The organism is Geodermatophilus sp. URMC 62 (assembly GCF_052931475.1).
Window position 1 is genome coordinate 818,699 of sequence record NZ_JBRFHY010000001.1, and the last position, 19,696, is coordinate 838,394.

15 protein-coding genes and 2 pseudogenes are annotated in these 19,696 nt (G+C 73.1%); 15 read left to right on the forward strand and 2 right to left on the reverse strand.

Features of this window, described 5'->3' with window-relative positions; translation table 11 throughout:
* Positions 1-2 precede the first annotated feature (2 nt).
* From ACU616_RS03905 to ACU616_RS03970, 14 genes and pseudogenes are all read left to right on the forward strand, one after another.
* Positions 3-215, forward strand: a complete 213-nt coding sequence (locus ACU616_RS03905) for a helix-turn-helix transcriptional regulator (RefSeq protein WP_446757181.1) — start codon at positions 3-5, stop codon at positions 213-215.
* On the forward strand, positions 212-550 hold the full coding sequence (locus ACU616_RS03910) for a hypothetical protein (RefSeq protein ID WP_446757182.1): 339 nt from the start codon (positions 212-214) through the stop codon (positions 548-550). The genes ACU616_RS03905 and ACU616_RS03910 overlap by 4 nt, the downstream gene beginning before the upstream one ends.
* Positions 547-1,368, forward strand: coding sequence for a bifunctional DNA primase/polymerase (locus ACU616_RS03915; RefSeq protein WP_446757183.1), 822 nt, complete (start codon positions 547-549; stop codon positions 1,366-1,368). The genes ACU616_RS03910 and ACU616_RS03915 overlap by 4 nt, the downstream gene beginning before the upstream one ends.
* Positions 1,365-1,631, forward strand: a complete 267-nt coding sequence (locus tag ACU616_RS03920) for a hypothetical protein (RefSeq protein WP_446757184.1) — start codon at positions 1,365-1,367, stop codon at positions 1,629-1,631. The genes ACU616_RS03915 and ACU616_RS03920 overlap by 4 nt, the downstream gene beginning before the upstream one ends.
* The gene (locus ACU616_RS03925; protein ID WP_446757185.1) at positions 1,628-2,197 is read left to right on the forward strand and encodes a hypothetical protein; all 570 of its coding nucleotides are present in this window, start codon (positions 1,628-1,630) and stop codon (positions 2,195-2,197) included. The genes ACU616_RS03920 and ACU616_RS03925 overlap by 4 nt, the downstream gene beginning before the upstream one ends.
* Positions 2,198-3,878: 1,681 nt before the next feature.
* Entirely contained in the window at positions 3,879-4,205 is a 327-nt protein-coding gene (locus ACU616_RS03930; protein ID WP_446757186.1) for a hypothetical protein, read from the forward strand.
* A gap of 231 nt (positions 4,206-4,436) precedes the next feature.
* Positions 4,437-5,567 carry a hypothetical protein gene (locus ACU616_RS03935; RefSeq protein WP_446757187.1) on the forward strand — a complete coding sequence of 377 codons (1,131 nt, stop codon included), beginning with the start codon at positions 4,437-4,439 and terminating at the stop codon, positions 5,565-5,567.
* A gap of 438 nt (positions 5,568-6,005) precedes the next feature.
* Positions 6,006-6,149 (forward strand): annotated as a pseudogene (locus tag ACU616_RS03940) (DapH/DapD/GlmU-related protein); the annotation flags it as partial.
* An 855-nt stretch (positions 6,150-7,004) separates the two neighbouring features.
* A pseudogene (locus ACU616_RS03945) lies at positions 7,005-7,876 on the forward strand (IS5 family transposase).
* Between the two features lie 105 nt (positions 7,877-7,981).
* Positions 7,982-8,611, forward strand: coding sequence for a hypothetical protein (locus ACU616_RS03950; protein ID WP_446757188.1), 630 nt, complete (start codon positions 7,982-7,984; stop codon positions 8,609-8,611).
* 310 nt (positions 8,612-8,921) lie between these two features.
* The gene (locus ACU616_RS03955) at positions 8,922-11,024 is read left to right on the forward strand and encodes a hypothetical protein (RefSeq protein ID WP_446757189.1); all 2,103 of its coding nucleotides are present in this window, start codon (positions 8,922-8,924) and stop codon (positions 11,022-11,024) included.
* Positions 11,025-11,522: 498 nt separating this feature from the next.
* A complete protein-coding gene (locus ACU616_RS03960; protein WP_446757190.1) occupies positions 11,523-12,347 on the forward strand; it encodes a hypothetical protein in 825 nt (274 codons plus the stop codon).
* A 571-nt stretch (positions 12,348-12,918) separates the two neighbouring features.
* Positions 12,919-13,407, forward strand: a complete 489-nt coding sequence (locus ACU616_RS03965) for a hypothetical protein (protein WP_446757191.1) — start codon at positions 12,919-12,921, stop codon at positions 13,405-13,407.
* On the forward strand, positions 13,404-14,357 hold the full coding sequence (locus ACU616_RS03970; RefSeq protein ID WP_446757192.1) for an MFS transporter permease: 954 nt from the start codon (positions 13,404-13,406) through the stop codon (positions 14,355-14,357). Before ACU616_RS03965 ends, ACU616_RS03970 begins: the two co-directional genes overlap by 4 nt.
* 13 nt (positions 14,358-14,370) lie before the next feature.
* Here the strand turns inward: ACU616_RS03970 and ACU616_RS03975 are convergent, their stop codons facing one another.
* The gene (locus ACU616_RS03975; protein ID WP_446757193.1) at positions 14,371-14,664 is read right to left on the reverse strand and encodes a WXG100 family type VII secretion target; all 294 of its coding nucleotides are present in this window, start codon (positions 14,662-14,664) and stop codon (positions 14,371-14,373) included.
* 153 nt (positions 14,665-14,817) lie between these two features.
* Between ACU616_RS03975 and ACU616_RS03980 the strand changes: the two genes are divergently transcribed.
* Complete coding sequence (locus tag ACU616_RS03980; protein WP_446757194.1) at positions 14,818-19,080, forward strand: FtsK/SpoIIIE domain-containing protein; 4,263 nt, start codon at positions 14,818-14,820, stop codon at positions 19,078-19,080.
* A gap of 8 nt (positions 19,081-19,088) precedes the next feature.
* Here the strand turns inward: ACU616_RS03980 and ACU616_RS03985 are convergent, their stop codons facing one another.
* Positions 19,089-19,601 carry a DUF6912 family protein gene (locus ACU616_RS03985; protein WP_446757195.1) on the reverse strand — a complete coding sequence of 171 codons (513 nt, stop codon included), beginning with the start codon at positions 19,599-19,601 and terminating at the stop codon, positions 19,089-19,091.
* Positions 19,602-19,696: the final 95 nt, after the last annotated feature.

Here is a 19,696-nt window from a genome sequence, read left to right on the forward strand (position 1 = left end):
TGATGGGCGACAGGCTACTGACCCCCCCGGAGGTCGCCGACTACCTCGGCGTGCCACTGCGGACCCTCTACAACTGGCGTACCACCCACGACGGCCCACGGGCCGTCCGCGTCGGGAAGCACCTCCGGTACTCCCCCGCCGAGGTCGCCGCGTGGGTCACCGCGCAGACCGAGACCGCGCCCCGGAGCGGGGTCACCGCTACCAGGTCCCGGTGACCTCGGGGAACGGCGAGGCCCCCGGCGTCGGGAACGCCGAGGGCCAGGACGCCGGATCGACCACCACGCCGCCCAACGTCACCCGCCAGGTTACGAACACCACCTACAGTTCCAGCCGCCGCCTGCTCGCCGGGCTGATCGGCTACGTCACCGGCGGCCGGGACCGTCCCGCGGAGGCCAGGTTCACGACCGCGGCCACCCCCGCCGCCGAGCTAGTCAACCGCGGGGCCGACCGGACCACCGTCGCTGCTTTGGTGCTGGCCGCCGAGTCCGTGTCGATTCCGGGGTGTCGAGCCGAGGACGTCCTGCGATCCGCCCTGCGAGGTGCCCGGTGACCGCCGGGGAGGCGGTCGGGGTCACCCGCTGGGGGCGCGTTTACCTCGACCTCGGGTGGCGACTGCTGCTGCTGGCGCCGGAGACGAAGCTGCCCCTGCGGGGGACGCGCGGGGTCCTCGACCCCATCACCGATCCGGGCGAGCTGGCCGACCGCGTGGCTCGCCTCGGCGGACGGTGCAACCTCGGGGTGGTGACCGGTGCAAGCGGTCTCCTCGTCGTGGACATCGACCGCGGGCACGCCGCCGGGGTCGACGGTGAGGTCACGCTCGCCGACCTCGCCGCCGGTGCAGAACTGCCCGAGGGGCCGCAGCAGCTCACACCATCCGGTGGTCGGCACATCCTGTTCCGGGCGGTCGACGACATTGGCCCGTCGGCCGGGCTCATCGGCCCGGGTATCGACGTCCGCGCCGGGAGGTCGTACGTCGTCGTCGCGCCCTCGACGGTGCCCGCCGGCCGCTACCGGTGGCTGACCTCACTGGGGACCCCGCCGCCGGAGCTGCCCGAGTGGCTGCGCCCACCGACCCGCCAGCCCACCGGTCGGTCCGTGCAAGCGAGGGTCCTGCCCACCGGGGTGGGCTGCCTGTCCGGGTTGGCCCGCACCGTCGGCGAGGCGGTCGAGGGCACCAGGAACGACACCGCCTCGTGGGCGGCGTACCGAGCCGGTCAGGACGTGGCCGCCGGCCGCGTGGACGAGGAAACGGCCGTGTCGGTCATCGCCGAGGCCGCGCTGTCCACCGGGCTCCCGCCGGCCGAGGTCGAGACCGTGGTCAGCCGCGGCGTCCGCGACGGCATTCGAGCCGGAAGGCGAACGGCGTGAGCACCCCGGCCCTGTTCCCCCGCCCGCGCCGCGGACGGACCCGCCCCCGCCCGACCCTCCTGCACATCGAGGTCGGCCGCCGCACCGCCTGGCTGCACGGAGACCGGGTGGTCGCCCTGCTGGACGCCGCGCAGATCACTCAGCGCCCGTGGGACCACCGGCGCCGCGCGTGGATGGTGCCGGCCAGCCGGGCCGACGACGTGGTCACCGCCGCCGAGCACTTCCAGCACTGCACCGTGACCGTGAAGGCGGTAGACCGATGACCGACGCCCGACTGCCCGAGCGGTGGCTGCTCGACCGGCGGCTGCTCCGCATCAGCGGCGACGCCTACCGGACGTTCACGCAGCTCCTCCTGTTCGCGGTGGCGAACCGGACCGATGGGGTCATCGACCTCACCGACCTGGACCTCATCCCCTGCACCCGCCGCGAGGACGTGCCCGCGTTGGAGCGCATGGAGCTGGTCGAGGTGGACGGCGACCGGCTGACCCTCGTCGACTTCGCCTTGACCCAGACCAGCCGGGAGCAGTTGGAGGCCGCCGAGGCCGCCCGCGAGGCGGAGCGCGCCGCTGATCGTGAGCGCAAGCGCCGGAAGCGCGAGGAAGCCCGGGCGGAGCCGGTGTCCCCAGGGACTTCCGACCGGACTTCCGACCGGAATCCGAACCAGAAACACAGGACAGGACAGGACAGGCAGGACAGGCGGGCGGCCAGGGAGTGGGGGAACAGGTGGACGACGCCCGAGAACGGACACGCCGACCTCGCCCCGGACGAGCGGGAGCTGTTGGCCGAGTTGGAGTTGGAGCGGTCGGCCGCCGGTGGTTCCGATGACTGATCGCTGCCTGCAGCTGGCCGCTGCCGACGTGTACCCGTCGTGACCGCCGCTGAGTTGGGGCTGACCGAGGAGGCCGACGCCCGGCCCCGAGCCGCAGCGGCGGCCCGGTCAGGGCATCGACGGCGCCGTCCTGCGCGCCATGACGGCGATTACCCGCGGCAACATGCAGGACCCGCCTGCACCCCACTCGACCGAGCTGGTGAAGAACCTGCACTGGCACACAGGACGTGGCACACCGTGAGACGTAGGACGCGAGACACCGCCCCCGTTCGACGACCCACCACCTGGCAGGGGGTGCCCCGCGCCGCCCGGGCTGCTGATGTTCGCCGTGCGCTTGTTCTGCCTGGTCATGGCCTGGCACCTGGCGGTGCACGGTGGCTAGCCGAGCGCACCGGTGGTCAACGAAGCCGGCGCTCGGCGCAGGTGCCGCGTGGCCCCGCGCCGAGGTGCCCGCTGCTGCCGCGGGAGCGAGCCGAGCGAGCCGCCGGTCGGCGCCGCGGACAACCCCCATCCCCGGCCCTGTGCCCGCCGCAGCGCCCCTGCCAGCCCCGCCCCATGCCCCGGCCATCGGCCGTGACCCAGACCCGCCCTGGTCCTGGACTCAGAAGCATCCCCCGACACGGGCGCCCTCCGTCCGAGCAGCCCACCCCCGGCCCGGTGCACGCCCTCGACCGGCGGGGTCCCCACCCAACCGAGTGCACCAGGCCGGCCACGCACCCCAGCCCAGCTCGGGGACACCGACCACGAGGTCACCGAGGCGCAGCACCACGAGCACGAGCCACACGTCAGCACACGAGCACGGACAGCAACACGTCACAGGTTCGAGCGCAACGTCAGCCCAGCCGTTCACGATCACAGCAACACGCGGATTAGGAGACAGCAGCCATGAACAACCGACAGCCGAGGCGACAGGCGAACGGACTCAGTGAGGTTTTCTCACCAGGATTCGCCGTCCGTGGACGTCTGGGAGGGGCATCGCTGCAGGTCAGGCCCCTGTGTCAGCGGAGTATTGAGTGCCGCCTGCCGGGAGCCTGCGCCGAGGGCCCGCGCCCGAAGTCGCTGACGAATCGCTAAAGCCCTGACCAGCGACGCCAACCGCGCCTTCAACTGGGTGTGAGTTCCTGGTGAGAAAACCTCAGTAAGGATCAGCAGCTTGGTCGACGCCATCGGGAGAACCGAGCGCGACTATTCGCTCAGCACATCGACGGTTCGCCGTGTCCGTGCTTGACCGACGACAAGTGCGGCGCAGCCTGTCCGTGTCGACCTAATCGCGCCGGCCTTCCGATGTGGCGCGACGCGAGCCGCAACGTCGACGGTCGAGCACTAGAAGCCGATCACAGTTGGTCGCGAGCACAAGGCAATCGAGGCGCAGCCGATCGCCTCATGTTGTCGGTGTGCAACCGGTCCAGAGATGACAGCAGCCGCGACGGCCGTATCGGTGACCCGGACGCCGGATGGGTCCGCGAGGGCTGGCTCATCGACTACACCGCCGGAACGGGGCACTTTCGCCCCACCATCCCTCCGCGCTGACCGCGCCGTGATAAACGCGCAGGTCAGGAGGGGGGTGAGGCAAAATCCGAGGGCCCCCCCGGACACCCCATGCCGCTCAGTGTCCATTCCCCCCCTTTTCTCGTCGAAAAATCTTGGCCACAGGGGCAGTAACAGAAGGTGAGCGCCGGCCATGACCTACGGATCGCCTCCCCGCCGGCCGGTGCTGCCGAGGGCCGACGTCGACGCTCACGTCCTCGACCTGGGCCCGGCCGGGCTGCTGCTGACGTCCGTGCAGGCCCGCGCGGACGTCCTACGCGCGCTTGAGGGGTCGATCCGGGCGCAGCGGGCGAAGGGCTACGCCGTCCCGGAGCGCGTCGCCGCCCTGGTCGACGTCCTGCAGCGCAGCATCGCCGCCGCGCTGGCCGACGAGGAGTGCCGCACGCGGCAGGCTGCTGCGGCAGCGATCCCCGACCCGTCAGTGTGGGCGCAGTCGGCCGGTCCGCTCACCACGGACTAAGGCCTGTCCTGGGGATCTTGTGCGCCACCACCTACGTCCCTCAGGGCGGCCAAGCTCACCGAGGACGGGTGTGGGCGTCCTGTGCGTGGGCAACAATCTTCTGTGGTGGCGACAGCGGGCCTGCCCGTGCGACGAGGCACCAACGGTCGCCCCGCGTTGTTCGACCGGCACTGGACGAGCACCCGGACCGCGCGAGTCGTCGGGCCGGTGCTCCCACCGACAGCAGACGCCGTGCGCACCGCTCTGCTGCGGCTCACGGAACGGGACCCGGATCATCCGTTCCTGTCGCGACTGCGAGCCAACGGCACTTGGGAACGCGTCAGTCGACCCAACCTGGCCGCGCACGTCAGCAACCTCGTCAGCGAAGACCCGCAGCTGACCGCCCGCAGTGCCCCTGCCTTGGGCGCGCAGCTTCTACCGCATCGAGCCGAACCGCTGCAGATCGTCGTCGGGCCCGAACACGTAGCCGTCGGCGCCTCGCACGTGCTCGGCGATGGCCGGAGCATGACCCTCCTGCTGGGCAAGCTGCTCACCGAGGCGGTCCCGGACCTGAGCGCCGTGGCGGGCCGGACGCAGACCTCCGACGTCCTCCGGCTCCTCGGCGGCCACGTGGCCCGGCAGCCGCAGACACTCATCACTGCTGCGCGGGCACGGCGGCAGGCTCGAGCGGCGATCCAGGCCGAACGAGCCTCGTCACCGACAATCCCGACGAGCTGTGACTTCCGGGTCCTGTACCAGCGGGTCCACCGCGGACCCATCGACGCGCTGCGCCGCTGGCGGGATGCAACGGGGACCTCGGTCAGCATGGCGGCGTTGCTGTCCAGCCTGTGGTTCCGGGCCGTCGCCGAACACGTGGGCGACCTCCCCGACGGCTTCTGGTTCCTGGTCGACACCCGCCGCTACGGCTCACCTGCCTTCGCCGAGATATGGGGCAACTTCGCGCAGAGCGTGTACCTCCGCCCGCCGTCTCTGCTCGACGCCGGCGACGCGGGCCGGGCGGTGCGGGCGGTGCTCGACTCCACGTGGCCCCTGGCCGCCTTGACGCTCGGGGGCTTACGAGCCGGTACTCCCACCCCGTCGCCCGCGGTAGGGGAAGGCGTGTGGTGTCAGCGGGCGTACTACCTCAGCCACGTCGCCGGCTCCGCAGCCACGCGGGAGTGGCCGTGGACCGGCTCCGCCGACACCGCCGTGTTCCTCAGCGCCGCCACCCCGGCCAGCTCCCGAAGCGTGACCGTGCAGTTCCGAGAACTAGCAGGCACCCTGCACATCACGGCAACCTGCACGGCCAGCGACCCCATCGCCGCAACGCTCCCCCTCGTCCTCACCGCCCTGGCCAACCCCATCGCCCTGGTCAATGAGTGACGAGCCCTCGTACCGCCATGGCCAGCCGACCAGGAGATCTAGGTGGAACAACCAGCAGCTCAGCGCCTCTTCACCGCACAGAACGCCGCGCGCCTCGTGCGCTACCAGTGGCTCCGACGGCGCCACCCCGGCGTGCAGGGACACCGCTTCAACCTCGACCAGCGAGCCGACTTCCGCATCGCGCGCACGGCCACGCTGGTCACCGGCACCAAGGTCTCCTTCGGACCGGACTTCACCGGCCACTTCCACGAGGGCTCGTCGACGATCCTGGGCAACCACATCTGGTTCAGCCGAGGCGGCACGCTGACCGTCCACGAGTCCGTGACCATCGGCGACAACTGCATCTTCGGTGAGTACGTGTCGATCCACGACGAGAACCACGTCATGGGCGGCGACGACGTGGCGATCGCACACCGGGGCTTCGAGACCAAGCCCGTCGTCATCGGCCGGAACGTGTGGGTGGGCGCCAAGGCCACGGTGCTGGCCGGCGTCACGATCGGCGACAACGCGGTCATCGCGGCCAACGCGGTGGTCACCCGAGACGTCGAACCCGGCGCGATCGTCGGGGGCATCCCCGCGCGACCCATCGGCCGAGCCGACGGCGCCCCACGCCCAGCCACAGTCCCGTAAACGACGGGCTCACACGCGTCCGTCGTGTCGCGTCCCGATCCTCCTGCACGGCTGGACCAGCCGAGTGTCCGCCCCACTCCGCCTTGTCCACTTACAGCTGTTCAACCTGCCCTGTGACGTCCGGATCTTGGCCGGCGGCCACTGGTGGCCCGGTGAGCAGGCGGCGTGGCAGCTGTACGACGATGGGTTCGGGTGGCGGCTACGGTCACCTGGCGCTGGTTCCACGACTACGGCTGAGGTCGACACATCGCAGTCGTGGCGCACATGATTCGCAGGACAGACCTTAGATGAGGACAATCGAGCCCCAGAGTTTGTCGGCGACGACGGCCAGGTGCAGTCAGCCCCAATCGAGTTCACGGGCGACCTTGAAGTGGGACACCCGCCAGGGCTGCCGCCGGGCGTCGACATCGATGCACCCATGGCGCTCAACCTGGCTCCAATTCCGCTGGTACCCGGCTGTAGCTACGTGTGACAGTTGTGGATTAACGATCAGTCGAAAGATCACTGGCGACTGCCGTTCAGGGTGCGGGCCGGGGGCTAGCTGCGTCGTGCGCGGCTCGGCCGGTGGCAGCATGCATCCGGGCGGGATTACGGCCGCGGTCGGCAACACGGCATCAACGCTGCGGCTGGGGCGCGTCGGCGGTCGAGGGCGCAGGTCGTCACTGCCGGATGCTGACGGTGCCCGTGTACTCGTGCCAGCAGCAGCCCCAGCGTGAGCTGTCCAAGATGACGACGGGGCCGGTGACGACGAAGGTCAACTAGGGACTGTCCTGGCGATCTTGCATCGGTGTGATTCAGGCTTGGTTGATGGTCGGCCGACATGAACTCACCGACGCCGCCTGGGCTCGGATCGAGCCGCTGCTGCCTGCCACCGGCGGTCGGGGCGGGCGGTGGCGCGATCACCGGCAGGTGATCAACGCGATCCTGTGGCAGGCCAACACCGGCGTGCCATGGCGTGACCTGCCCGATCGGTACGGGCCGTGGAAGACCGCGCACGAGCGGCTGCGCCGGTGGACCGCCGACGGCACCTGGGATCGCATCTTCGAGCACGTGGTGGTCAAGGATGACGCGGTCGGCGCGGTGGAGTGGACGATCAGCGTGGACTCCTCCTCGGTCCGGGCCCACCAGCACGCCGCCGGCGCCCGGAAAAAGGGGGCTGCAGTGCACCGGTCGAAGCCCTCGCGGTCGACGGGGAGGCCCTTGGCCGCTCCCGGGGCGGACTGACCAGCAAGATCCATCTGGCCGTCGACGGGCGCGGCCTGCCGATGGCCGTGCTGCTCACGCCCGGGCAGGCCGGGGACAACCCGCAGCTGCTGCCGCTGCTCGACGGCATCCGGGTACCGCGAGTGGGCCCAGGGCGGCCGCGCAAGCGTCCCGATCACCTGATCGCTGACAAGGCCTACTCCCATCCCTCCACCCGCCGGGCGCTGCGCCGCCGCGGGATCACCCACTCGATTCCGGAGAAGCGCGACCAGCGGGCGCACCGGCGCACCCGGGGGTCGGCCGGTGGGCGGCCGCCAAAGTTCGACCGTGACCGGTACAAGCAGCGCAACGTCGTCGAACGGTGCTTCAACCGGCTCAAGCAGTTCCGCGCCCTGGCCACCCGCTACGCCAAGCGCGCCGCCTACTACCGAGCCACCCTGCTGCTGGTCAGCGCGATGCTCTGGCTCCGCGCATGATCCGCGGGACAGTCCCTAGTCGGTCAGCGAGGTCCAGTCCGTCAGCGCCGCACCACCTGATCCGGCAGCACGCACTCGCACCGCGCCGTCCGTAAGGTCACCACCGTGGGGAGCGGGGGAGCGCCGTGGTGGCTGAGCATCATTGCGGCGCTCATCGCGGGCGGCTCGGCGTTGCTGGGCGTGCGTTGGACGCAGGGGCACGCGGCTGAGCAACGCCGGCAGGATCGGCACGACGAGCGCCGCGTGGAGCAGCGCACGGCGCTGGTCGAGGTGCTGGTCACCGGCCGGGAGTTCGCGCTCAGCGTGCAGGCGGTCATGATGCGTGCCTCGGTGTCCACGGACGGCATGGGTTCCGCCAACGCCCCAGCTGTGGACAGGCATGACCCCCTCAACCAGGCCCACCACCGGGCACTGCTCACTGCCCGGCTGCTCGTGCGGGACCCGGTGGTCCTCGACCACGTCACGCGCATGTCGAAGACCGCGGAGAAGCTACCCGAGCAGTTCATGCTCCTCCTGCGCAGCGCAGAGGCTCACGGACGGGCCAAGCCGGAAGTGGTGGCGCGAGCCAGGGGCCAGGCCGACGCCTACGACACGGCCCTCAACGAGTTGGAGCTGCTGACGCGCGAGCGGGTCGTAGATGACCCGCAGGAGGATCGGCGTCGATGGCGGCAACGCATTCGACTTTCGCTGCTCGGCAGGCGTAAGGCCCCGAGCCTGGACGCTGAGGCTGCCTGACCTGCGCGTTCGCCGTCCTGGGTGGCCGGGGACAGCCCTCACTGCTAGTGACCGCTGCCCATCCGCATAGGTCTGGCTTGGTGGAGCTACCAGCTTCCGGGCCTCACCCTGCTAGCAGACGCCGACTAACAGGGCCTGGGCCAAACGCCGGCACGGTCATCACCCCCACAGCTGGCCCGGTTGGCCGATGGCGTTGGCCGGAGGACCGTCGCCGGAAGAAACTCAGCTCCGCCGGGGTGGTTGGCTACTGCCTTGGCCCGTGGGCGGTGTTGACCGCTTCGCTGGGTGCGGTCCCGAGATGGGGGAATCGATGGATCCCGACGCGATGACCCCAGATGAACGCTGGCTCACCGACGAGGTGTCAGCCGGGCGGCCCGCGGCCTTCCCCGACGACGACCGGGGGCCGCGGTCTATCCGGGCGGAGGTCATCCGCGACTTGGCGGTACAGGCCTCCCGTCCGGCTGGTGTGCGTGTCGTTCGAGCCAACATTACCGGCGAATTGAACCTCCGGTTTAGCGACATCCTCGGCCCACTGGCTCTTTGCAACTGCACCATCGAGCGGGCGCTTGTCCTGGACGCAGCACTGCTAGCCGACCTCGACCTGACCGGCAGCGTCTTGCCGGGCATCAGCGCACAAGACGTGGAAGTCCGCCACTCCATCACCATGACGAAGGCACGAGTCAACGGCGCCACTGATCTCACCAACGCGACGCTGGGCGGGCATTTGAACCTGTCGGGCGGAAAGCTCCGCAACCCCGACGGGGTCGCCCTCGACGCCGATCAGGCACAGATCGGCGGGGGCGTGTTCTGCGGGGAGGGGTTCGAGGCCGACGGTGCGGTGCAGCTGGTGAGCGCGAGCGTCGGAGTGCTGCACCTGTCGGGCGGAAAGTTCCGCCACCCGGGCGGGACCGCCCTCAACGCCGACGGCGCGCAGGCCACCGGGGGCGTGTTCTGCGGGGAGGGGTTCGAGGCCGAGGGTGCGGTGCGGCTGGTGGGCGCGAGCGTCGGCGGGCAGCTGCACCTGTCGGGCGGAAAGCTCCGCAACCCCGGCGGGAACGCCCTCGAAGCCGATCGGGTACAGATCGGCGGGGGCGTGTTCTGCGAGGAGGGGTTCGAGGCCGACGGTGCGGTGCGGTTGCTCGGCGCGAGCGTCGGCTCGCAGCTGCACCTGTCGGGCGGAAAGTTCCGCCACCCCGACGGGTATGCGCTCAGCGCCGACGGCGCGCAGGTCACCGGGGCCGTGTTCTGCGGGGAGGGGTTTGAGGTCGAGGGTGCGGTGCGGCTGTCCGGCGCGAGCGTCAGCGGGCAGCTGGTCCTGTCGGGCGGAAAGTTCCGCAATCCCGGCGGGGTCGCCCTCGACGCCGATCAGGCACAGATCGGCGGGGGCGTGTTCTGCGGGGAGGGGTTCGAGGCCGACGGTGCGGTGCGGTTGCTCGGCGCGAGCGTCGAACTGCTGAACCTGTCGGGCGGAAAGTTCCGCCACCCGGACGGGACCGCCCTCAACGCCTATGGCGCGCAGGTCACCGGGGCCGTGTTCTGCGGGGAGGGGTTTGAGGTCGAGGGTGCGGTGCGGCTGTCCGGCGCGAGCGTCGGCGGGCAGCTGATCCTGTCGGGCGGAAAGTTCCGCAATCCCGGCGGGACGGTTATCGATGCCACTCGGGCCACGATCGGCACACTGAGCGTCCGGGGCATGGGTCAAGGGTCGGAAGGTGTGGTGGACCTGTCCGCCGCCCATATCGGGTTCCTCAACGACTCCACGGCCGGATGGAAACCGTTCGAGCTACGTCTGTTCGACCTCACCTACGACCGGATCTCCCACGCCGGCTGGACGACGCAGGACCGGTTGGCGTGGTTGAACAAGGATTCGGAGTACCGGGCGCAGCCCTACGAGCAGCTGGCCAAGGTGTTCCGGGCCCAGGGACACGAGCTCGATGCGCGTGCGGTCATGGTCGCCAAGTTCCGCCGCCGCCGCCGGCAGCTCCCTCGGTGGCGGCGTGGCCCGGAGTGGCTGTTCGACGGGCTGCTGGGCTACGGGTACCGGCCGCTGCAGCGAACCGTGCCGCTGCTACTGGCGCTCTACCTGCTGGGCACGCTCCTGCTCGTGCCGGCAGCGCGAGACGCCGGGGCGGTGATAGCCACTCGCGCCCCGGCCGGCTCGACAGCGGGATCCGGCCCGCTCGTGGCCGGTGAGAAGTGCCCGGACAACTACCCCTGTTTCAGCCCCTGGCAGTACACCTTCGACACCGTGGTTCCCCTGGTCAGCACCCGGCAAGGCGACTACTGGACGATCACCAGCGACGAACCAGCCGGGCACCGCGCCGTCGTCTACAGGGCACTGGCCGGGGCGTTGGGCTGGGTCCTGGCCACCGCCGCCGCCCTGGGCTTCACCGGTCTCATCCGCCGACGCGACTGACCCCGTACGACACCGGCATTCGGCGGTGACTGCCGGACGAGCAGGTAGGGGGAGTGGTCGAGCCCCCCAGTACGCCGTTGCCCTCGGCTCTTCGTCCGACCACGTCCCTTGCCAGGCTCCGTCAGCAACCATGCAGTCACCGTTACGCGTGCTGCTTGGCCGATGCCGAGCCCTGCATGTCGTGCTCGCCGTCGTCCTGGGCACGTCAGGGATGTACGAGTTCAGCCCCCAGCGGACGACCGAACTCGGTCGGTCAAGCCGGGCGTCTACCAAGGCGGGTGGCGGGCGCGATGAAGTGTGGCTGTCGGCCGGGTTGTAGAGCCTTGCGAGGCCGACCGTGGAGAAGCCAGAAGCTATTACGGGGCGTCACACATGCTGGTTCGTGCATTTGTGGCTGGTGAACTAGCCGGGAGGCCAGCTCATGCGTGTGATCGTGGTCCTGCCCGCGGTGAGCCATACCCCGCCCACGGGTTAGATGGAGTGTGACACCCTCCGCGGGTGACTGCAGATGCCATCGCGAGGGGCAAGGATTATCGGCGCCACTTGTACGCGGAGGGCGCGGCGGTCCTCGATCAAGATGAGCATGTCGCAGGTGCCGAGGCTCCCTTCGACGAGGCGCTGACTAACGGCCTGCTCGTGATCGTGGCCGCGCACTGGCCGGAGGCGACGACCAAGTCCAAGGGGTCGAAGGTCTGGACGCTGCCAGCGGACATGTTGCTTCAAGTTCTCGAAGACCGTGCGCACTTCGCCGACGGGTTCGCGTACCTCCCGACCGAGCGGCCGGTGACCGAACTCGCCGAGGACTCGACGCTGCGCACCCTGGATACTAACGAGACGGTGCTAATCCACGTCGACCAGCTGCGCGGCGCCGTTGCTCGCACCCAACAACCGCGGCATGGCCGTGGGCCAGGCCGACAGGTCACCCGCGACGACGTAGCGGCGCTGCTGGCGCTCGACGATCACCCAGCCCTGCACGTGCTCCATAACCACTACCTCGACGAGAGGTGGCGGCGCGCCCAGGTCGCCGACCTCAACGAGCATGCACGCGCAGCGAGCTACCTCGCCCTCCTGCCCGAGGAGGAGCGAACTCACCGGGTCGAAGCCGCCGACGCTGCGCTCGGCCCCACGCCGGGTGACATCGACACGCTGCCCCAGGAGTGTCCCGTTTGCGGGCACGAGACGCTTGCCAGCATCGGCAGCGACGACTTCGGCTACGGAATCACCGCAGGCACATGCTGGGTCTGCTCCTACCAGCGCAGCGCGGACATCGCCTACGACCTCGGCATGGACATTGAGTGGGAAGTCAGGTGGACCGACTTCTGACCCCGAATGATGCAGCCCTGTGGGCGGACGAGGCTCACGGGCGGATGCACCGCGCCACCTCTCCTGGGCTACGGGCCGCCGGTCTCGTGCGCCGGCCGTCCCGTTCCCTGCCAGGCGACCCACCGGTCCCGCCCTGTCTCTGTAACGGGCGACACAATGGTCCGCCGTCGGTTCGAGGACGCCAAGGGCCACAACGAAGCCGGGGGGTGGGGTTCGCGCCCCCCGGCGCCACCCCCGCCGCTCAGGACGAGAGCCGGTTACTCATCCCTGGACGCAGGGTCCTCCGATGGCACATCGATGGCACATTGATGGCACAGGACTACAGGAGACGACCGTCAAGGACCGGAGACGACCGGAGGTGTTCCGCAGGTCACGGCCCGATCAGGCAAGAACTCGCAGGTCAGCTGGCCGGGGGCCGCAGTTCCGACCGAACTGCATGTGCTCGCTCCCGACGTCGACGTGGGGTGGTCGGTCACGGCAGCGCACACGGGACCGCCCCGGCACGGGAGGCCGGTTGCCACGACGCGCGCCGGTGACCCAACCGGACGGCCGCCGATCCTACGATGCCCCGGTGGTCCAGCCCTCCCGCGCCGCAGACCCCGCGGAGACGGAGGTCGTTCCGCTGTCCCCGGCCGGCCGCCGCGCCCGCCTGGCCGCCTCGGCGGTGGTCCTCGCCCTCCTGCTGACCGGCACGGTGTGGGGCACCGACGACTCGTTCCCGTTCGGCCCGTTCAAGATGTACTCGACCCGTGCCTCGACCGACGCACCGGTGGTCTCGACGCGCGTCGTCGGCCTCACCGGCGACGGCGAGGAGGTGCGCCTCTCCGGCGGCGAGGTCGGCCTGCGTCGGGCCGAGTTCGAGGGTCAGCTGCCCCGCCTGGTCGACGACCCGTCGCTGCTGGCGCTGGTTGCCGACGCCTACGCCGAGCACCACCCCGGCGCCGAGCCACTGGTGGCGGTGCAGGTGGTGCAGCGCCACTTCGAGCTGGTCGACGGCGAACCCACCGGCGAGTGGACCGACCGGGTCCTCGTCGACCAGGACCTGGAGGTCGGCCCGTGAACACCCCTCTGCCCTCGGCGCCCGAGCCCGCTGCCCCCGTCCCGGCTCCCGCGCGCGGGGCCGGCCAGGGTCTGCCCGGCGCGGTCTCCCGGTGGTGGACCCGGCCGGTCCCGCTGGCGCGGATCGCGGTGTTCCGCACCATCGCCTACCTCTTCGTCCCGGTCGACGTCTTCCTCACCACCGCCTGGGTGAGCGCCCACGCGGCCGTCCCGACCGCCTACTACCAGCCGCTGCTCATCGGCCGGCTGCTGCCGCTGCCCACCCCGACCTCCACCGTCGTCCACGTCGTGCAGTGGGCGCTGGTGGCCGCCGCGCTGGCCGCGGCCACCGGTCGGGCACCCCGCGTGCTCGGCACCGCGGTGTTCGTCCTCTACCTCGAGTGGATGGTCATCGCGATGAGCTACGGCAAGGTCGACCACGACCGCATCGCCTACCTCGTCGCCCTCGCGGTGCTGCCCACGATCGGCGTGGCCCGCTGGCGCGACCGCCGGTCCTCCGAGGCCGCCGGGTGGGCGATGGCCGCCGTGCTGGTGACCGTGGTGCTCACCTACTTCCTCGCCGCCTGGGCCAAGATGCGCTTCGGCGGATGGGACTGGGCGACCGGGGCCACGCTGACCCGCGCCGTCGTCCGCCGCGGCACGTTCCTCTCCGACTGGACCCTGGAGGTCCCCGGCCTGCTCATGGCGCTGCAGTTCGCCATGCTCGTGCTGGAGTTCGCCGCGCCGCTGGTGCTGCTCGTGTGGTCCGACCGGGCCCGGGTGGCGCTCGTCGTGTTCCTGCTCGGCTTCCACGTGGTGGTCTACGCCGGCGTGACGATCGTCTTCCTGCCGCACTGCGTCGCGATCCTGTCGATCCTGCCGTGGGAGAGGGCACCGGAGGCGCTCGCGGCCCTGCGTCGGCGGCTGGACGCCGACGGGGCCACGGTCGGGACCGCGGCCCCGCCCGGCTGACCGCCGCGGGCACTCAGAGCAGGGCGCCGATCCGGGCGGCCATGTCAGCCTCGTGCTGCTGGTAGGAGCCGGCCACCTGCGTGAGCAGGCCGCCCATGCCGGTCAGCGCGTCGGTCACCCCCTGCGCCGACAGCCGCCACTGCTCGTACAGCGAGCTGAACTGCACCGCCGCCTGGCTGTCGGTCCACCCGTCGAGCACCGAGGTGTTGACGCTGCCGGAGAGGGTCGCGTGCCGGGACGCCGTCTCCGCGGCCTCCGCCTGGCACTGACCGGCCATCGACTGCAGGGTGGCGATGTCGACCTTCATGGTTCCTCCTGTCCGTCCCGGGACCTCCCCGGTGGCGACGCAGGTTAGGCCGCGCGGAGCCCGGAGCCGCGTAGTCGTCCACAGCCGGTCCGGTGGTCCACAGGACCCGCCCGGCCCGCACCCGGGACCACTCCCGCCCGCCACCGTCGGCGGGTGCCCGACGCCTCCGCCACCGCTCCTCCCCCCGCCGAGCCACGCTGCTGGACCGTCGTCGGCCCCGGGGGCGCCGTCGACGTCGAGGTCGAGACCGCGGACGACACGCGACTGGGTGCGGTCCTCTCCCTGCTGACCGCGACGCTCGGCGTGCCACCGGCGGCACTGTGGTCGGGCACCACCCGGCTGGCCGAGCAGTCGTCCCTGGCCGATCCCGCGCTGGCCCACGGCGCCGTCCTCGGCCTCGGCCGGCCGGTCCCCCGCTCCGGCGGGCCGGCGCCGAGTCCCCTGGAGCTGCACGTGGTCGGCGGCCCTGCGGCCGGCACCACCGTCCCGCTCGCCACCGGGCGGCACGTGCTCGGCCGCGGCGCCGGTGCCACGCTGTCCCTCCCCGACCCCGGCGTCTCCCGGCGGCACGCGCAGCTCGACGTGGGCGCCGGCGGGATCACCGTCACCGACCTGGGCTCCACCAACGGCAGCAGGCTCGACGACACCGACCTCGACGGCGGTGCGCACGACTGGCCCTCCGGCGCCGTGCTCCGGCTGGGCGCCAGCTCCGTGGCGGTGGCCGGTCCGCGGGACGGCCCGGTCGGTCTGCGCCCGGGGCCGGGAGGACGGTGGCTGGTCTCCCCCGCCGCACGGCCGGACGCGGGACGCCCCGACGTGGAGGTGCAGCTGCCCGGTGCACCCGCGGAGGTCCCCCGGCGCCGGCTGGCCTGGATCGCCGTCCTGCTCCCCGCGGTCGTCGGCGCCTCGCTGGCGTGGCTGCTGTCGGCACCGTCGTTCCTCGCCGTCGCGCTGCTCAGCCCGGTCGTCGCCGTCGGCACCTGGGCCTCGGACCGGTGGAGCGGATCCCGCAGCGGGCGGCGGGCGGCGCGCGTCCACGCCGAGGACCTGCAGGCGGCGCGGACCTCCCTGGCCGAGGCCGTGCGCGCCGACGTGCGGCTGGCCCGGCGGGCCTGTCCCGACCTCGCCACGCTGACCGCGGCCGCCCGCCGCAGGACCAGCCTGCTGTGGCACCGCAGTACGGCGGACCCCGGCGCCCTGGTGGTCCGCGTCGGCACCGGGCCCGGGCCCTCCCGGGTGTCCCGTGTCGAGGACGGCCGTCGCGTGGCCGAGCCGGCCGCCGACCTGCCGGTGACGGTCGACCTGGGGAGCACCGGCGGCCTGGGGGTGACCGGGCCGCGCGGGCCGGCGCTGGGCGTGGTGGCCGGGGTGCTCGCCCAGCTGGTGACCCTGTGCCCGCCCGGGGACGTCGACGTCGCGGTGCTGACGACGACCGGCCGGCTCGGCGACTGGTCCTGGACGCGCTGGCTGCCGCACGTGGCGCCGGGGTCGGTGCACGTGCGGCCGGCGGCGGAGGCGGCCGCCGCCGCGGCGGACGCCGCCCTGCTGTCCTGGCTCGGCGGACTGGCCGGACAGCCCGGCCGGCCGGGCCCGGCGGCGCCGCACCCCGGCGCCCGGAGCCGGCTCGTCCTGGTCGTCGACCGGCCCGTGGACCCCGTGCTGCGGGCGGCCCTCCGCGGCACCCGGGACGCCGGCGTGGTCACCGTGGGCCTCGCCGGGGCGGTGGAGCAGCTCGCCGGGAGCGCCGACGCCGTCCTCCGGGTCGGCGGGGAGACCGGCGACACCGGGCTGCTGGACCTGGGTGCACCCCGCCGGGCGGAGCTGATCGTCGACCGCCTGCCGACCGGGGTCGCCGGACGCCTGGCGCGTGACCTGGCCGCGCTGGCGCCGGTCCGGCCGGCGGCGGCGCTGCCGGCCGCGGTCCGGCTGCTCGACCTCGCCGGCTGGGAGCCCGCCGACGCGGGTGTCCGGGTGGACTGGTCGCGGAGCCGGTCGTCGCTGCGCGCCTCGCTGGGGATGACCGCGGACGGCGTCGCGCAGGTCGACCTGTGCCGCGACGGGCCGCACGCCCTCGTGGCCGGGACCACGGGCTCGGGCAAGTCCGAGCTCCTGCGGACGCTGGTCGCCGGTCTGGCGCTGGCCCACCCGCCCGACCGCTGCTCCTTCCTCCTGGTCGACTACAAAGGGGGCGCCGCCTTCGCCGAGGCGGTGTCGCTGCCGCACACCGTCGGCGTGGTGACCGACCTCGACGCGGCGGCCACCGCCCGCGCCCTCCGGTCCCTGACCGCCGAGCTCACCCGCCGTGAGGCGCTGCTCGCCGCTGCCGGCGTCCCCGACGTCGCGGCGCTGCCCCCGGAGGTGGAGCTGGCGCGGCTGGTGATCGTCGTGGACGAGTTCGCCGGCCTGGCCGAGGAGCTCCCCGACTTCGTCTCCGGCCTGGTCGGCATCGCCCAGCGCGGCCGCTCGCTCGGGGTCCACCTGGTACTGGCCACACAGCGGCCCGGAGGCGTCGTCTCGCCGGAGATCCGGGCCAACTGCTCACTGCGGCTGTGCCTGCGCACCACCGACGAGGCCGACTCCCGCGACGTCCTCGGCACCCCGGAGGCCGCGATCCTGCCCGTGGACCGTCCCGGCCGCGGCTTCCTGCGCCTCGGCGGCGCCCGGCCCGTGGCCTTCCAGGCGGCCTGCGTGGCGCTCGGCACGGCCGAGCGGGGAACCGGCCCGGGCGTCCGCCGCTGGACGTGGCCCGCGCCGCCGGCGGCACCGGCCGTGCGGTCGGCGACGGGGGCCGGCCCCGGCGACCTCGCCCGGATCGCCGCCGTCACCACCGAGCTCGCCGACCGCACCGGCCTGCACCGCCCGCACCGGCCGTGGCGCCCGGCGCTGCCCCACCGGCTCGAGGCCGCCGACCTCGCGCCCGCCGCCGCGTTCCCCGGCGGCCTCTCCCCCGGCGGCCTCCCGCCCGGCGGCACGGGCGCTGCGGCACGGCCTCCCACGCACCTGGTCGTCGGACTGGTCGACCACCCCGAGCGGCAGTCGCAGGAGCCGCTCGTCCTCGACCTGGCCCGCGGCGGTGGCTGGCTGGCCGTGGGCGGCCCCCGCAGCGGCCGCACCACGCTGCTGCGGACGGTCCTGGCCGAGGCGGTCGGGCAGCTGGCGCCGGACCGGCTGCACGTGCACGTCCTCGACCACGGTGGCGGCGCGCTCGGGGCGGCGGCCGCACAGCTCCCGCACACCGGGACGGTGGCCGGCGCCTCCGGCGCCCTCCGCACCGTGCGGCTGCTGGCCCGGCTCGCCGAGCAGACCGCCGCGCGCCGGGCCGACCCCGCTGCTCCCGGCCCGTCGGTCCTCCTGCTGGTCGACGGCGTGGAGTCGCTGACGGCGCAGCTCGACGAGGCGGTCCCCGGCACCGGGTCGGCCGAGTTCCTCCGGCTGGTCCGCGACGGCGCGGCGGCCGGGCTCACCTGCGTCATGACCGCCGACCGCGCGGTGCCAGGAGGACGGCTGGCCGCGGCCGCGGGGACCCGGCTGGTCCTCCCGCTGGCCGACCGCGCCGACTACGCCGTCGCCGGCATCCCGGTGCGGTCCGTCCCCGGCAGCCGGCCCCCCGGGCGGGCCCTGCTCGGCGAGGAGGCGCGGGAGTGCCAGGTGGCCCTCCCCCGGCCGCTGCGGCCAGCCGCGCCGACCGGGACGCACGTACCTCCCCCGCTGCGCATCCCGGAGCTGCCGGCCGACCCGGAGCTCCCGACGACCGCACCGGCGCCGCCCGGGGCCCCGGCTCGCCTCCCCGAGGCCCTGTCGGTCGGCCCCGGCGGCGACGAGGGGACGGTGCTGACCGTCGACCTGCGCCGCACCGGCGGGCTGCTCGTCGTCGGCCCGCCGCGCAGCGGCCGGACCGCCGCGCTGCAGGCCCTCGCCACGAGCACGGCCGCGGCCGGCACGGCCGTCCTGCGCGTCACCCGCGGCCGGCGCGCCGTCCGCGGTCCGGCCGGCGCGCGGACGCTCACCGCCGACGACGTCGGGGGCTGGCGGGCGTGGCTCGAGGAGCTGGACGGCCGGCCCGGTGCCGTCCTGCTCGACGACGTCGGCACGCTCGCCGACTCGGCCGTGCTCGCGTCGATGGCGTCGGCCGACCTGGGCGACCGGGACGTCGCGGTCCTCGCGGCCGGTACCGCCGGGGAGCTGTCCGGCGTCTTCCGCGGCCCGGTGGCCGACCTGCGCCGGGGCCGCAGCGGGCTGCTGCTGTGTCCCGGCCCGGGGGACGCCGACCTGCTGGGCGTCCGGCTGCCCCGTACACCGGTGCCCGTCCGTCCCGGGTCGGGCTGGCTGGTCACCGCGGGTGCCGCCCAGCGGGTGCAGGTCGCCCGCCACCGCGAGCCCCTCCCCGTCGCCGGCCGGGACGAGGAGGCCGCGTGAGCGCCCGCTCAGAGCAGCTCGAGCGCCGGTCCGATCTCCTGGTTGGCGTACCAGGCCAGCTCGTGCCCCTCGGCCTGGTCGACGGCGAACTGGGCGTCGTCGCTGCCGAGGTCGGCCTCCAGGACGACGGCCACGGCCGCGCGCACGTCCTCCTCGGCCTCGGCGCCGTCGACGTGCGCGCTGGCCACGTCGCCGAGCGCGACGTCACCGGTGACCCGGACCGCGCCCGGGTCGGTGTCCGCGTCGTCGATCGGCTCGACCGCGGCGTCGGGCACGTCGACGGCGAGCACGACCCGCCGGCGCGCCGCGGTGGGGTCGACGTCGATGAGCCGGAGGCTGGCCCGGGCCGCGGCCAGCAGCGCCGCGTACTCCAGCTCCTCGACGTCGGCCCCGGCATCGCTGAGCGCGTAGTACTCCCGCAGCCCCGGGGTGACCGCGAACCCGGTGTGCGGCCCGGGGAGCCGGCCCTCGTCCACGAGGGTCCGCAGGACGCTCGTCGTCGCCGGCAGGTAGATCCGCACCCGGCCGCTCCCTTCCTCGATGAGGGGACGACGGTAGTCCGCCGCCGCCCCACGGCCCGGAGCGCCTCGGACGCGGCCCGGACGAGGACCCGCCG